The sequence below is a fragment of the Rhodococcus sp. SORGH_AS_0301 genome, assembly GCF_030818285.1.
GTDB lineage: Bacteria > Actinomycetota > Actinomycetes > Mycobacteriales > Mycobacteriaceae > Rhodococcoides.
The window spans coordinates 1,746,497-1,761,506 of record NZ_JAUTAC010000002.1; the positions used below are offsets into that span (position 1 = coordinate 1,746,497).

The 15,010-nt window shown below is 70.7% G+C and carries 14 protein-coding genes; 13 read left to right on the top strand and 1 reads right to left on the bottom strand.

Annotated features, from left to right (window positions below; genetic code table 11):
* The first annotated feature begins 32 nt into the window (after positions 1–32).
* From rpoZ to QE397_RS08955, 13 genes are all read left to right on the top strand, one after another.
* The gene (rpoZ, locus tag QE397_RS08895; RefSeq protein WP_027505263.1) at positions 33–338 is read left to right on the top strand and encodes a DNA-directed RNA polymerase subunit omega; all 306 of its coding nucleotides are present in this window, start codon (positions 33–35) and stop codon (positions 336–338) included.
* Positions 335–1,645, top strand: a complete 1,311-nt coding sequence (gene coaBC, locus QE397_RS08900; RefSeq protein ID WP_056444715.1) for a bifunctional phosphopantothenoylcysteine decarboxylase/phosphopantothenate--cysteine ligase CoaBC — start codon at positions 335–337, stop codon at positions 1,643–1,645. Before rpoZ ends, coaBC begins: the two co-directional genes overlap by 4 nt.
* 105 nt (positions 1,646–1,750) lie before the next feature.
* Positions 1,751–2,965 carry a methionine adenosyltransferase gene (gene metK, locus QE397_RS08905; RefSeq protein ID WP_027505264.1) on the top strand — a complete coding sequence of 405 codons (1,215 nt, stop codon included), beginning with the start codon at positions 1,751–1,753 and terminating at the stop codon, positions 2,963–2,965.
* Between the two features lie 110 nt (positions 2,966–3,075).
* Positions 3,076–5,043, top strand: a complete 1,968-nt coding sequence (locus tag QE397_RS08910) for a primosomal protein N' (RefSeq protein ID WP_307097444.1) — start codon at positions 3,076–3,078, stop codon at positions 5,041–5,043.
* A gap of 5 nt (positions 5,044–5,048) precedes the next feature.
* Positions 5,049–5,972 carry a methionyl-tRNA formyltransferase gene (gene fmt, locus QE397_RS08915; RefSeq protein WP_307092912.1) on the top strand — a complete coding sequence of 308 codons (924 nt, stop codon included), beginning with the start codon at positions 5,049–5,051 and terminating at the stop codon, positions 5,970–5,972.
* Between the two features lie 167 nt (positions 5,973–6,139).
* Positions 6,140–7,570, top strand: coding sequence for an RsmB/NOP family class I SAM-dependent RNA methyltransferase (locus tag QE397_RS08920; protein WP_307092914.1), 1,431 nt, complete (start codon positions 6,140–6,142; stop codon positions 7,568–7,570).
* Positions 7,571–7,616: 46 nt separating this feature from the next.
* Positions 7,617–8,342: an SGNH/GDSL hydrolase family protein gene (locus tag QE397_RS08925; protein WP_307092916.1), complete on the top strand. Its 726-nt coding sequence runs from the start codon at positions 7,617–7,619 to the stop codon at positions 8,340–8,342.
* Between the two features lie 30 nt (positions 8,343–8,372).
* Positions 8,373–9,041 (top strand): ribulose-phosphate 3-epimerase, encoded by a 669-nt coding sequence (gene rpe / locus QE397_RS08930; protein ID WP_307097446.1) that lies wholly within the window; start codon positions 8,373–8,375, stop codon positions 9,039–9,041.
* 29 nt (positions 9,042–9,070) lie between these two features.
* A complete protein-coding gene (gene ribD / locus QE397_RS08935; protein WP_307097447.1) occupies positions 9,071–10,069 on the top strand; it encodes a bifunctional diaminohydroxyphosphoribosylaminopyrimidine deaminase/5-amino-6-(5-phosphoribosylamino)uracil reductase RibD in 999 nt (332 codons plus the stop codon).
* 47 nt (positions 10,070–10,116) lie between these two features.
* Positions 10,117–10,719 carry a riboflavin synthase gene (locus tag QE397_RS08940; RefSeq protein ID WP_027505271.1) on the top strand — a complete coding sequence of 201 codons (603 nt, stop codon included), beginning with the start codon at positions 10,117–10,119 and terminating at the stop codon, positions 10,717–10,719.
* A gap of 86 nt (positions 10,720–10,805) precedes the next feature.
* Positions 10,806–12,077, top strand: a complete 1,272-nt coding sequence (locus QE397_RS08945; RefSeq protein ID WP_051613220.1) for a bifunctional 3,4-dihydroxy-2-butanone-4-phosphate synthase/GTP cyclohydrolase II — start codon at positions 10,806–10,808, stop codon at positions 12,075–12,077.
* Positions 12,077–12,562 carry a 6,7-dimethyl-8-ribityllumazine synthase gene (gene ribH, locus QE397_RS08950; protein WP_027505272.1) on the top strand — a complete coding sequence of 162 codons (486 nt, stop codon included), beginning with the start codon at positions 12,077–12,079 and terminating at the stop codon, positions 12,560–12,562. Before QE397_RS08945 ends, ribH begins: the two co-directional genes overlap by 1 nt.
* Complete coding sequence (locus QE397_RS08955) at positions 12,559–13,017, top strand: PH domain-containing protein (RefSeq protein WP_027505273.1); 459 nt, start codon at positions 12,559–12,561, stop codon at positions 13,015–13,017. Before ribH ends, QE397_RS08955 begins: the two co-directional genes overlap by 4 nt.
* Positions 13,018–13,023: 6 nt before the next feature.
* On the opposite strand, the gene QE397_RS08960 is transcribed toward QE397_RS08955, so the two are convergent.
* Entirely contained in the window at positions 13,024–14,982 is a 1,959-nt protein-coding gene (locus tag QE397_RS08960; RefSeq protein WP_307092919.1) for a gamma-glutamyltransferase family protein, read from the bottom strand.
* Between the last annotated feature and the right edge of the window lie 28 nt (positions 14,983–15,010).

Below are 15,010 nucleotides of genomic sequence, written 5' to 3' on the forward strand. Positions count from 1 at the left end.
GCATCCGCCCCGGTGAATCTTCAGGAGCATTTGTGAGTAGTCCCTTGGCGAACGTGTCCGATTCCTTCTCCCGTATCGACGTGGCGACGTACGACACCCCGCTGGGCATCACCAACCCGCCCATCGACGAGCTGCTGGACCGGACGTCGTCGAAGTACGCGCTGGTCATCTACGCCGCCAAGCGCGCGCGTCAGATCAACGACTACTACAACCAGCTCGGTGACGGCATCCTCGAGTACGTCGGCCCCCTCGTCGAACCGGGTCTGCAGGAGAAGCCGCTGTCCATCGCCATGCGCGAGATCCACGCCGACCTTCTCGAGCACGTCGAAGGCGAGTGAGTTCCCTGTCTCCCTCGGACACGACGACACGGCGTCACGTCGTGGTCGGTGTCGGGGGAGGAATCGCCGCGTACAAGGCGTGCGGGCTGATCCGCCACTTCACCGAGGCGGGTGACGACGTCCGCGTCGTCCCCACCGAGTCGGCGCTGCAGTTCGTCGGCCGGGCGACCTTCGAGGCGTTGTCGGGCAACCCGGTGCACACCGGAGTGTTCGCCGACGTGCCGGAGGTACCGCACGTCCGCCTCGGCCAGAACGCCGATCTCGTCGTCGTCGCCCCGGCCACGGCCGACCTGCTGTCGCGGGCCGCTGCCGGACGCGCCGACGACCTGTTGACGGCGACGTTGCTCACCGCGCGGTGCCCGATCGTGTTCGCGCCGGCCATGCACACCGAGATGTGGGACCACCCCGCGACCGTCGAGAACGTCGCGACGTTGCGCCGGCGCGGTGTCACGGTGATCGAGCCGGCCTCGGGTCGGCTCACCGGCAAGGACACCGGAGCGGGCCGTCTGCCCGAGCCGGACGAGATCGCCGGCATCGCCGAGCTGCTGCTCGAGCGACCCGATGCGCTGCCTCGTGACCTCGAGGGGCGGCGCGTCGTCGTCTCCGCCGGCGGCACGCGCGAGCCGTTGGACCCGGTGCGGTTCCTCGGCAACCGCAGCTCCGGCAAGCAGGGTTACGCGCTCGCGCGGGTCGCCGCCCAGCGCGGTGCCGACGTGCTGCTGATCTCCGGCTACACCAGCGACCTGTCCGCTCCTGCCGGTGTCCGCGTCGAGACGGTCCGCACCGCCGAGGACATGCGCACCGCGGTCACGGCCGCCGCCGTCGGTGCCGACGCCGTGATCATGGCCGCGGCCGTCGCCGATTTCCGGCCGACGACGCTCGCCACCAGCAAGATCAAGAAGGGTGCCGACGAGCCGGACACCATCCCGCTCACGCGCAACGCCGACATCCTGGCCGGCCTCGTCGCGGCACGCGATGCCGGCGACCTGGCCGCCGACGCCGCGATCGTCGGCTTCGCGGCCGAGACCGGCGACCAGCACGGCGACGTGCTGACGCACGCCCGCGCCAAGCTGGCACGCAAGAAGTGCGACCTCCTGGTTGTGAATGCGGTCGGTGAGGGTAAAGCATTCGAGATGGACGACAACGACGGCTGGATCCTGTCCGCGGACGGGACCGAGCTGGCGCTCGAACACGGATCGAAGGCGCTCATGTCGTCTCGTGTGATCGATGCGTTGGTGCCCCTGTTGCGCGTGCGTCAACCGTCACCGACGTCGCAGGAGTGTACGAGCGCCGACGACTCGCGGTGACCCGCAGTACTCGAGACGTCGGTGGCTCCGTCTATCGTCGACTGGCGTCTCGGGGAGCGGTTCGATCATGTCGACACATTCATGCGTGTACGAGAGGAAACATCTGTGAGCACGTCCGCCAGTCGGCTCTTCACCAGCGAGTCCGTCACCGAGGGTCATCCCGACAAGATCTGTGACGCCATCAGCGACTCCATCCTGGATGCGCTCCTGACCGACGATCCGCGCGCACGCGTCGCCGTCGAGACCCTGGTGACCACCGGGCAGGTTCACGTCGCCGGTGAGGTCAACACCACCGCGTACGCCGACATCCCGCACATCGTGCGCGAGAAGGTACTCGAGATCGGCTACGACTCGTCGGCCAAGGGCTTCGACGGCAACTCCTGTGGGGTCAACGTCGCCATCGGCGCGCAGTCGCCCGAGATCGCCCAGGGCGTCGACAACTCGCACGAGTCCCGCGTCGAGGGTCTGACCGACGACGAGATCGACCGTCAGGGTGCGGGCGACCAGGGCCTGATGTTCGGCTACGCCATCAAGGACACGCCCGAGCTCATGCCGCTGCCGATCGCACTGGCGCACCGGCTGTCGCGTCGCCTCACCGAGGTGCGCAAGACCGAGGTGCTGCCGTACCTGCGTCCCGACGGCAAGACCCAGGTCACCATCGAGTACGAGGGCAACAAGGCCGTTCGCCTCGACACCGTGGTCATCTCCACCCAGCACGCGGCCGACATCGATCTCGACAACATGCTGACCCCGGACATCCGGACCCATGTCCTCGAGGCCGTACTGGCCGAGCTCGGGCACGACTCGCTCGACACCTCGTCGGTACGCCTGCTCGTCAACCCCACCGGCAAGTTCGTCCTCGGCGGGCCGATGGGCGACGCCGGCCTGACCGGTCGCAAGATCATCGTCGACACCTACGGCGGCTGGGCCCGCCACGGCGGCGGCGCGTTCTCGGGCAAGGATCCGTCGAAGGTCGACCGCAGCGCTGCGTACGCGATGCGGTGGGTGGCCAAGAACGTCGTGGCCGCAGACCTCGCAGAACGAGTCGAGGTGCAGGTCGCCTACGCCATCGGCAAGGCCGCTCCCGTCGGTCTCTTCGTCGAGACATTCGGATCCGAGAACGTGGATCCGCTCAAGATCCAGTCCGCCATCACCGACGTGTTCGACCTGCGTCCCGGCGCGATCATCCGTGATCTGGACCTGCTGCGTCCGATCTACGCGCCCACCGCGGCGTACGGCCACTTCGGCCGCACGGACATCGATCTGCCGTGGGAGAACACCGACCGTGCCGAGAAGTTGCGGTCCGCCGCAGGTCTGTGACGTCTCGCTCCACTTCGTGATCATCGTCTGAAAGGGGTCGGTCGGTGAGTGCCACCGCATCCGGTGTGCGCTCACCGGCCCCCACCCGGCCCATTGCCCGCGTGCTTCCCATGCTCGCGTTGTCCCACCTCGATCGCGATTTCGACTACGTCGTCCCCGCCGAACTCGATGCCGTGGCGCAACCCGGTGTGCGTGTGCGCGTCCGCTTCGCCGGGCGTCTGGTCGACGGGTTCCTGCTCGCCCGCCTCGACACCAGCGACCATCCGGGGAAGCTCGGCTTCCTCGACAAGGTGGTCTCCGCCGAGCCGGTGCTCGGCCCCGAACTGCTCGGTCTCGTCGACGCCGTCGCCACGCGCTACGCCGGCACCCGTCCGGACGTTCTTCGTCTCGCGGTTCCACCCCGACACGCGCGGGTGGAGAACGAATCGCTCGCCTCCGGTGCGCAGTCGATCCCCCTCCTTCGCCGCGACGAGTGGTCCGCGTACCGGCACGGCGCCGAGTTCCTCGACGCGCTCGGCGGCGGTCGGGCGCCGCGGGCGGTCTGGCAGGCGTTGCCGGGGGAGGACTGGGCCGCCCGGCTCGCCGACCTGGCAGCCGTGGCCGTGTCGTCGGGACGGGGAGCCGTTCTCGTCGTCCCGGACCAGCGCGATCTCGATCGCGTGGACACGGCCTGCCGAGCCGTCCTCGACGACGACGCGGTGGTCGCGCTCGCCGCGGGGCTCGGTCCCGCCGAACGCTACCGACGGTGGCTCGCCGCCGCTCGTGGCCGCGCTCGCGTCGTGATCGGCACGCGCAGCGCCGTCTTCGCCCCGGTGCACGACCCGGGATTGATGGTGGTCTGGGACGACGGCGACGACTCGTTGTCGGAGCCGCGTGCGCCGTACCCCCATGCCCGTGAGGTCGCGTTGCTGCGTGCACACCGAGCCGGGTGCGCCGCCGTGGTGGGCGGGTTCTCCCGGACGGCGGAGGCACAGGCTCTGGTCGAGACGGGGTGGGCGCACGATCTCGTGGCCACCCGTGACACCGTCCGCGGGCGCGTTCCACGGGTCACCGCTCTCGCGGACAGCGACCACGCGCTCGCCCGCGACCCCGGAGCGCGCGCGGCGCGACTCCCGGCGATCGCCTTCGCGGCGGCCCGAGCGTCGCTCACCGCCGGGCATCCCGTGCTGGTCCAGGTCCCGCGGCGCGGGTACGTGCCCTCCCTCGCCTGCTCCAAGTGCAGGACGCCCGCCCGGTGCCGACGGTGCCACGGACCCCTGGCGCTGCCGTCCGCGCCCGGTGCCGACGGCGCGGGCAGCCCCACGTGCAGGTGGTGCGGCACCGCCGACCCGTCGTACTCGTGCCCCACGTGCGGTTCACGAGCACTGCGCGCCGTCGTGGTCGGCGCAGGACGGACCGCCGAGGAGCTGGGCCGGGCGTTCAGCGGCGTCACAGTGCGACAGTCCGGCGGCACCTCGGTGCTCGACACTGTGCCGGCCGGCCCGGCCATCGTCGTGTCCACAGTGGGCGCCGAACCCGTCGCGGACGGCGGCTACGGTGCCGCGCTGCTGCTGGACGGGTGGGCGCTGCTGGGTCGAGCGGATCTGCGCGCCGCAGAGCAGACCCTTCGCCGCTGGATGGCCGCCGCCACCCTCGTGCGCCCGTCGGCCGAGGGCGGTGAGGTAGTCGTGGTCGCGGATTCGGGACTGCCCACCGTGCAGGCATTGGTGCGGTGGGACCCGGTCGGACACGCGCGCACCGAACTCTCCGAACGCACCGAGGTCGGGTTTCCACCCGCGGTGCACATCGCCGCCGTGGACGGCACCACCGAATCGCTGCGCGCCCTGCTGGACTCGGCGCGGCTCCCGGACGACGCCGTCACGCTGGGACCCGTGGACCTGCCACCCGGCGAGCGGCTGCCGTTCGGCAGCGAGATCGACGCCGACTCGTCCGCGCCCGTCGAGCGGATGCTGGTCCGCGTCCCGCGATCGTCCGGTGCCGCCCTCTCCCGCGCACTCGGTGAGGCACGGGCCGTGGTGGGAGCGAAGAAGACCGCGTCGGCGCTGCGAATCCAGGTCGACCCGCTCCGCATAGGGTGAACGGCGTGCGCCTCGTCTTCGCCGGTACTCCCGACCCCGCTCTCCCGTCGCTGCGGCGACTGCTCGACTCCTCCCGTCACGAGGTGGTCGGTGTGCTCACCCGACCCGACACGGTGGCCGGTCGAGGGCGCAAGGTCGTGCGATCGCCCGTTGCGATGCTGGCCGACGAGCACGGCATCCCGGTGCTGCAGCCCGCGAAGCCGTCCGACCCCGAGGCGATGGCCGCGCTCCGCGATCTGGAACCGGACTGCTGTCCCGTCGTCGCCTACGGCGCGCTGCTGCCGCGGCCCGTGCTCGACATTCCGCGACACGGCTGGATCAATCTGCACTTCTCCCTGCTGCCGGCCTGGCGCGGGGCCGCGCCGGTGCAGGCCGCGATCGCCGCGGGTGACGAGGTCACCGGCGCGTCGACGTTCCTCCTCGAGCAGGGGCTGGACACCGGTCCGGTGTACGGCGTCGTGACCGAGAGGGTGCGCCCCACGGACACCGCCGGAGATCTGTTGACCCGGCTCGCAGACAGCGGGAGCCAGTTGCTCGCGTCCACCCTCGACGGGATCGACGACGGTGCCCTGCAGGCGGTTCCGCAGTCGAGTGACGGCGTGTCACACGCGCCCAAGGTGACCGTGGAATCGGCCCGCATCGACTTCGGTCGCCCGGCGCACCTGATCGACCGGCACGTCCGGAGTGTGACACCGGCACCCGGAGCGTGGACCGAGATCGGCGACGTCCGCGTCAAGATCGGTCCGGTGACGATCACCGACGAGGAGCTCGAACCCGGGCTCGTCGAGGTACGGAAGAAGGCGGTCCTGGTGGGTACCGCGACGACGGCCGTGTCGCTCGGGCTCGTGCAGCCGCACGGCAAGAAGCAGATGGCAGCGACCGACTGGGCGCGCGGCGCCCGCGATGTGAACGGAGTGACTGCACGATGAGCGGTGAGCAGACACCGGGGTCCGGCGGTCCTCGTAAGCGTGGCGGGAAGGCCGGCGGGAAGGCCGGAGGCCGGCCGAGTGAGAGCGGGAAGGCCGGAGGCCGGCCGAGTGAGAGCGGGAAGGCCGGAGGCCGGCCGGATGGCGGGAAGGCCGGAGGCCGGCCGGCGGTGGCCGGGGGTTCGAGCAAGGCCGGTGGGCGGTCCGGGAATTCGCGTCCGAAGCAGCCGGGTCGTCCGAATCCTGCCGAGGCGGGGTCGGACCCCGCACGGATCGCGGCACGGGACGTCCTGCGCGCGGTGCGGGAACGTGACGCGTACGCGAACCTGGTGCTTCCGGGTCTGCTCCGGGATCGCCGGTTGAACGAGCGTGATGCCGCCCTCGCGACGGAGTTGGCCTACGGCGCGGCCCGCGCGCAGGGGGTGCTGGACGCGGTCGTCGAGCATGCGGCCTCGCGTCCGGTGTCGGACATCGACGGTCGACTGCTGGACGTCATCCGGCTCGGTGCGTACCAGTTGCTGCGCACGCGGGTGGCCTCGCACGCGGCGGTGGCGACGTCGGTCGACCTGGTGCGCAGCGAGGCCGGGCAGGGGCAGGCAGGGTTCGTCAACGCCGTGTTGCGCCGGGTTTCCGAGCGCACGGAAGCAGAGTGGGTCGAGTTGCTGGCTCCCGACGCGGAGCGAGATCCGGTGGGTCACTCGGCGTTCCGGCACGCACATCCCGCCTGGATCGCACAGGCGTTCAACGACGCGTTGGGAGCGGATGCTGCGGAGCTGGACGAGGCGCTCGCCGCCGATGACGCCCGCCCGCTGGTGCACCTGGTGGCGCGGCCCGGCGAGATCTCGGCGGACGAGCTCGCGTCGATCACCGGCGGTGAGCCCGGACCGTGGTCGCCCTATGCGGTGCATCTGGACAGTGGCGGCGATCCGGGTCGTCTCGACGCCGTGCGTGAGGGGCTGGCCGGCGTCCAGGACGAGGGCAGTCAGCTGGTCGCTCGGGCTCTCACGCTCGCGGAGCTCGACGGGCCGGACGGAGGTCGGTGGCTGGATCTGTGCGCCGGCCCCGGCGGCAAGGCTGCGCTGCTCGGCGCCATCGCGGCGATCGACGGTGCGACGGTCGATGCCGTGGAACCGTCCGAGCATCGAGCCGACCTGGTGCGCAAGACGGTGCGCGATCTCCCGGTCACCGTGCACGCGGTGGACGGTCGCGCGAGCGGACTGGACGCGGGATACGACCGCGTCCTCGTCGACGCACCCTGCACCGGTCTGGGTGCACTCCGTCGTCGACCCGAGGCGCGGTGGCGTCGTCAGGCGAGCGACGTGGCGGGTCTGGTGACGTTGCAACGCGAGTTGCTCGCGGCAGCAGTGGAGCTGGTGCGACCGGGCGGAGTCGTCGTCTACTCGACGTGTTCGCCGCATCTGTCCGAGACGGTCGGCGTCGTGGCCGATGCGGTCCGACGTCACGGTCTGACCGCGCTCGACACCGCGACGCTCGCGCCCGGCGTGCCGCGGGCGGCCTCGGGAACGTCTGTGCAGCTGTGGCCGCACCGGCACGGAACGGACGCGATGTTCTTCGCCTCGCTGCGCAAGGATGCCTCCTGACCGCGCTCGTTACCGGTCGGCAACGACTCGCGGGTACAACAGGAACGTGACTCCGCGACTCCTTCGACACCGCACGGCCGGGGCAGCGGTGGCCGCCCTCGCCTCGGTCGCGGTGCTGGGTGGCTGCTCGCTGTCCCCGTCGGTGACGGCAGGGACGGCCTCGGCGAGGACCGCCGACGCGGAGCGGGTGGTCGCGGCAGAGTCGGAGTGGAGCGCGGTCCGCGTGTCGGTGATCGGCGACTCGTTCTCCGCCGGCTCCATGAACGACGTGGTCTGGCCGGACGTCCTGGCGGAGGAACACGGATTCGAGGTGACCAACGCGAGCCTGGGCGGCGCCGGCTACGAGGCGGGCGACGACTATCTCGGCACCTTCGCGGACCAGGTCGCCTATGCCACCGAGGAGAACCCGACGGTCATCCTCGTGGTCGGCAGCGAGAACGACGTCGACGCGGATCCGGCGGACGTGCTCGCCGACGCCACCGACCTGTACGCGTCGCTGCGCGAGCGCTCACCCGAGGCCCACATCGTCGTCATCGGACCGATCTGGAGCGGGGAGCCGGTGAGCGAGGAGATGTGGGACGTGGACGCCGCGGTCTCCGCCGCCGCGGTGTCGGCCGGGCTGGACTACGTCGACGCGCTGCCGCAGGAGTGGCTGGCCGACCCGCTGATCATCCAGGACGACGGTGATCACCCGACCGACGAGGGTCAGTACCTCCTCGCCGGCCACATCGACGACGCTCTGATGCAGGTGGATCCGGACCTACTAGGCTGATCGCCCGTGGCCCCGACTCCGCAGCACCCGATGATCGCACCGTCCATCCTGTCCGCCGATTTCGCGCGGCTCGCCGACGAGGCCGCGGCCGTCGCGGGCAGCGACTGGCTGCACGTCGACGTGATGGACGCGCACTTCGTCCCGAATCTCACCCTGGGTCTGCCCGTGGTGGAGAGCCTGCTGAAGGCGACCGGTATCCCGCTCGACTGCCACCTCATGATCGAGGACCCCGCCCGCTGGGCGCCGCCCTACGCCGAGGCCGGCGCGTACAACGTGACGTTCCACGCCGAGGCCACCGACGATCCGCGCGCCGTCGCTCGCGACATCCGGGCGGCGGGCGCGAAGGCCGGGCTGTCGGTCAAGCCCGGTACCCCGATCGAGCCGTACCTGGAGGTCCTGAAGGACTTCGACACGCTGTTGATCATGAGCGTCGAACCGGGATTCGGCGGCCAGAGCTTCATGCCGGAGGTACTGGACAAGGCTCGCGCCGTCCGCCGCCTGGTCGATTCGGGTGAACTGACGCTGGTGATCGAGATCGACGGCGGCATCAACGCCGACACCGTGGAGCAGGCCGCTGCCGCGGGCATCGACTGCTTCGTCGCGGGCTCGGCGGTGTACTCGACCAGTGACCCCGCGGGTGCCGTGCGTTCGCTGCGTGAGTCCGCCGCCAGCGCGTCGCCCCACCTGTCCGGCCGGTGACCGGGAGCCTCGACCCGATCGATGCCGCGATGCGGCGGGCGATCGAGGCATCGGTCTCGGCGCGCGGTGTCAGCACTCCCAATCCTCCCGTCGGCGCCGTCGTCCTGGACCGGGACGGGCTGGTGGTCGGAGTCGGCGCCACCGCGGCACCGGGCGGCCCCCACGCGGAGATCGCCGCGCTAGCGCAGGCGGGCGAGCGAGCGCGCGGCGGCACCGCCGTGGTGACGCTGGAGCCGTGCGACCACACGGGACGCACGGGTCCGTGCTCTCAGGCGCTGCTGCGCGCGGGTGTCGTCCGCGTCGTGCACGCGCTCGGCGATCCGAACCCGGTGGCGGCAGGCGGCGCGGAGACTCTGCGCGGTGCCGGCGTCGAGGTACGGTCCGGCGTTCTCGCCGATCTCGCCGAGGCCGGGCCGATGCGTGCCTGGCTGCATCGGCAGCGCACCGGGCGCCCGATGCTCACGTGGAAGTACGCCGCCACGCTCGACGGCCGCACCGCGGCGCCGGACGGCACCAGCCGCTGGATCACGGGGGAGATCGCTCGCGCACACGTCCACGCCGAGCGCGCGCGGATCGATGCGGTGGTGGTCGGTACCGGGACCGTGCTCGCCGACGATCCGGTGTTGACGGCGCGACTGCCCGACGGGTCGCTCGCTGCGCACCAGCCGGTGCGCGTGGTCGTCGGGCTGCGCGACATCCCTGCCGGGTCTCAGATCCTCGACGACTCCGCCCCCACCCGCATCGTGCGGACCCGCGACCCGTTCGCGGTGATGGAGGCCCTCGCTGATCTGACCGACGTGGTGCTGGAGGGCGGATCGACGCTCACCGGAGCGTTCCTGTCGGCGGGCCTGGTCGACCGCGTCACGGCGTACCTCGCGCCTGTCGTGCTGGGCGAGGGTCCGACCGCCGTGCGGGGGACGGGTGTCGGAACAATTGCCGATGCGATGAGGTTTCGACGAGAGTCGGTGGAGACGCTGGGCGACGATCTGCTCGTCCGACTCGCTCCGCTACGGTCGTCCGACCACTGAGCCGAACAGAGATCACTGCACCAGCTGGTGCCGAGAGGATGACGAGCATGTTCACCGGAATCGTCGAGGAACTGGGCAGTGTCACCGCCAAGGAGGATCTGGCGGACGCGGCCCGCTTCACCGTGCGTGGCCCGCTGGTCACCTCCGATGCGTCGCACGGGGATTCGATCGCCGTGAACGGTGTGTGCCTCACCGTCGTCGAGGTCGCGGACGGCGCGTTCACTGCCGACGTGATGCAGGAGACACTGAACCGTTCGTCACTGCAGTCCCTGGCCGTGGGGTCACCGGTCAACCTCGAGCGTGCCGCCTCGCTCGCGTCGCGGCTCGGTGGGCATCTCGTCCAGGGCCACGTCGACGGGACCGGGGTTGTGCTCTCGCGCACCCCGTCGGACAACTGGACCGTGGTACGCATCTCGCTGCCCCGTGACATCGCGCGATACGTCGTGCACAAGGGGTCCATCACGGTCGACGGGGTGTCGCTGACGGTGTCCGCACTGGGCGGCGAGAAGGACGATCAGTACTTCGAGATCTCCCTGATTCCTACCACCCTGTCGCTCACCACACTGGGCGAGGCGGAGGCGGGAACGCAGGTCAACCTCGAGGTCGACGTGATCGCCAAGTACGTCGAGCGGTTGCAGAAGGTCGACTGAACATCGGCCCCCGCAGCGGGGGTCGTAGTCTTGAGAACACAGGATCTGCCCGACACTGCGGGCAGCAGACGTGGGGAGCGCACGGCGTGACCAGGTTCGACACCATCGAGCGCGCTGTCGCCGACATCGCCGCCGGCAAGGCCGTCGTCGTCGTCGACGACGAGGACCGCGAGAACGAGGGCGATCTCATCTTCGCCGCAGAGAAGGCCACACCCGAGCTGGTGGCCTTCATGGTGCGGTACACCTCGGGATACCTCTGCGTTCCGCTGTCGGGCGAGGACTGCGATCGCCTCGGACTGCCTCCCATGTACTCCACGAACCAGGACAAGCACGGCACCGCGTACACCGTGACCGTCGACGCTCGCGTCGGTATCGGTACGGGCATCTCGGCATCGGATCGCGCGGCGACCATGCGTCTGCTCGCGGACCCCGACACCGGTGCGAACGACTTCACCCGTCCCGGTCACGTCGTCCCGTTGCGGGCGAAGGAAGGCGGCGTGCTGCGCCGCCCCGGCCACACCGAGGCCGCGGTCGACCTCGCCCGGATGGCGGATCTGCGCCCGGCCGGCGTCATCTGCGAGATCGTGTCGCAGAAGGACGAGGGCGAGATGGCCCGCACGGACGAGCTCCGTGTCTTCGCCGACGACCACGACCTCGCGCTCATCTCCATCGCCGACCTGATCGCGTGGCGACGCAAGCACGAGAAGCACGTGGTGCGCATCGCCGAGGCGCGCATCCCGACGGCGCACGGCGAGTTCCGTGCGGTGGGCTACCAGAGCGTCTACGAGGACGTCGAACACGTGGCGCTGGTGCGCGGCGACATCGCCGGGCCCGACGGCGACGGCAGCGACGTACTGGTCCGCGTCCACTCCGAGTGTCTGACCGGGGACGTGTTCGGCTCGCTGCGCTGCGACTGCGGTCCGCAGCTGGACGCGGCGCTCGACATGGTGGCGCAGGAGGGTCGCGGAGTCGTGCTCTACATGCGCGGTCACGAGGGCCGTGGCATCGGCCTACTGCACAAGTTGCAGGCTTACCAGCTGCAGGACGCCGGCACCGACACCGTCGACGCCAACCTCGCGCTCGGCCTGCCCGCCGACGCGCGGGACTACGGCATCGGAGCGCAGATCCTCGTCGACCTGGGCATCTCGTCTATGCGTCTGCTGACCAACAACCCGGCGAAGCGGGTCGGCCTCGACGGCTACGGCCTGCACATCACCGAGCGGGTGCCGATGCCGCTGCGTGCCAACGCCGAGAACCTCACCTACCTGCGTACCAAGCGTGACCGGATGGGCCACGACCTGGTCGGGCTGGACGATTTCGAGACGCCAGTGGTCACCCCCGATGCGGGCGGCCTCTGATGAGCGGCGAGGGCGAACCGGTCCTGCAGCTCTCGGGCGCCGAGGACCTCGAGGTCGCGATCGTCGCGGGCCAGTGGCACGAGAAGGTCAGCACGGCACTCGTGGACGGCGCACTCCGCAAGGCCGACGAGGTGGGACTGCGGAACGTGACTCTCGTGCGTGTCGCCGGAGCCATCGAGATCCCCGTGGTCGCACAGCAGCTCGCCCGCACCCACGACGCGGTGGTCGCTCTGGGCGTCGTGATCCGGGGCGGGACACCGCACTTCGAGTACGTGTGCGACGCCGTGACCGCCGGGCTGACCCGAGTGTCGCTGGACGAGTCCACCCCGGTCACCAACGGAGTACTCACCGTGAACGACGAGCAGCAGGCACTCGATCGCGCAGGTCTTCCCGGGTCCAAGGAGGACAAGGGTGCGCAGGCCGTCGCGGCGGCCGTCGACACGGCGCTGACGCTGAAGGGCCTGCGTCACGGGAGTCCGTCGTGACCGACACAGCGAGTCAGCAGTGGGAACTCGAGGCGCGGCCGCGCAAGAGCGCGAAGTACGCCGTCGGTGTCGCCGCTCTCCTCGTCATCGTGCACACCACCCTGGGGATTCTGCTGCGGACCGGCAACACCGGCGTGTTCTTCCAGCGCGTGGACCAGTTCGCCATGATCGCCATCGGGTGTGGCATGGCGGCGGGCGTGCTGTTGCTGACCCGTCCGCGGATCAAGGTCGGTGCGCAGGGCGTGCTGGTGCGCAACCTCGTCACCGAGAAACTGATTCCGTGGGACCTCGTGCGCGGCTTGTCCTTCTCGCCCGGATCGAGCTGGGCTCGCGTGGAACTGCCGGACGACGAGTACGTGCCGGTCATGGCGATCCAGTCCAACGATCGCGAGTACGCGGTGCACGCCGCGCGTACGTTCCGCTCTCTCGAGCAGAAGTACGCCGCAGCGAGCTGACCGAGGTCACTCGATCTCGTCTCCCATGACGACACCCTCGCGTCGGGGATCGGCACCGCCGATCCAGCCGTCGGCCGTTCGGACCAGGGCGCTCGAGCCGCTGGACTGATCGGCCACCGACACCTGGTGGCCCATCGCCCGCAGAGCCGACACCAGCGGATCCGCGGCACCGTCGTTCTGCGCGTCGATGTTCGGGTGCTCGCCGCCCACGTTCGTCGTCGGCGCGTTGGCCGCACCCACGTTGACGGCGGACACGGCCTGCTGCGGATCGAGACCCCAGTCGAGCATGCCGACGAGGTTCTTCACGACGAACTGGATGATGACCGAACCGCCGGGTGATCCGGTCACCAGCCGCACGTCACCCCGCGCACCGTCGTCCCCGCGGTCGAACACGATCGTCGGCGCCATGGAACTGCGGGGACGCTTGCCGGGCTCCACGCGGTTGGCCACGGGTACCCCGTCGGGACCCTCGGGTGCGGCCGAGAAGTCGGTCAGCTGGTTGTTGAGGAGGAAGCCCCCCGTCATGTGGAAGGAGCCGAACGCCGACTCCACCGTGGTGGTCATCGACGCGACGTTCCCCGCGCTGTCCACGATGCTGAGGTGACTGGTCCCTGCCTCCGGTCCGGCGTAGCTGCTCAGGGGTATCGGACCGAAGTCGCCCGGCTGAGCCGTGCCCATGCTGCGGGCGGGATCGATCATGCGGGCGCGCTGCTCGAGGTAGTCCGGATCGAGTAGCTCGGCGGGGCTGCCACCGGGCAGGGGGATGTAGTCGGGATCGGCGACGTACTTGTCGCGGTCGGCGTACGCGAGGCGCTCCGCCTCGGCGATGAGATGGACGCCCTCCGCGTCGGGGACTCCACCGTCGGCATCGGGGGAGGCGGGTGCGTACTGCGCCATGTCGAAGTGGGACAGGATGCCCATCGTGGACGCGACCGCGATACCGCCCGACGACGGGCCCGGCATGCCGCACACGTCCGTGTCGCGGTACGGCACGCACACCGCGTCCCGCTCCTTCGCCTCGTATCCGGCGAGGTCGTCGAGTGTCAGCCGGCCGGGGGTGCGCCCGCCCGTCGTGTCCGCCGTCGCGTCGACGATGGACTGCGCCAGCGCGCCGGTGTAGAACGCGTCGGCACCCTCGGTGGCGATCGCGCCGAGCGTCTTGGCCATCGCGGGGTTCGTCAGCGTCGTCCCCGCCGCCTTCGGGCTGCCGTCCGGCTCGAGGAAGTAGTCACGCGAGGCGGGGTCCAAAGCGAGTTTCGGCGCCGAGTCCGCGATGGACGACGCCATCCGCGGACTGATCTCGAAGCCGTCGTCGGACAGCCCGATGGCCGGATCGAACAGTGACCGCCACTCCTTGCTCCCGTGATCGCGGTGGACGTCGTCCAGCATGCGCACGACGCCGGGAACGCCGATCGCGCGGCCGCTCGATCGGGCATCGGGCTTCGGCACGGACAGATCGGCGGGCGCACCGGGGGCAGCCGTGTCGTCCACGAAGCGCAGGTAATTCGCAGTGGCAGAGGCGGGGGCCGTCTCACGGCCGTCGTAGGCACGCAGAGTCCTCGACTCGGCGTCGTAGTAGAGGAGGAAGGCGCCGCCGCCGATACCGGAGCTCTGCGGCTCGACCAGTCCGAGCACCGTCTGCGCCGCGACCAGCGCGTCGGCCGCGGTCCCGCCGTCGCGCAGCACCTCGCACGCCGCCTCCGTCGACACCGGGTTGGCGGTCGACACCGCGTACGTGGCGGTGCGCACCGCGGTCATTCCGGTGCGGTAGCCGGTGGCGACCTCCGGCGCTCCGTCCGGTCCCGTGCCCGCGTCCGCGGTGACGGGGGTGCCGCCTCCGCCCGCGACGCACGAGGGGGTCGAGCCGGAAGCGTCGCCACCGCTGCCCGAGGAGCAGGACACGGCGGTGAGGGCGACGACGGCCGCGAGGGCGAGAGGACGAGTCAGTGATCGGCGGGAAGTCACCGATCCATGACACCGCGTCCTCGCGTGG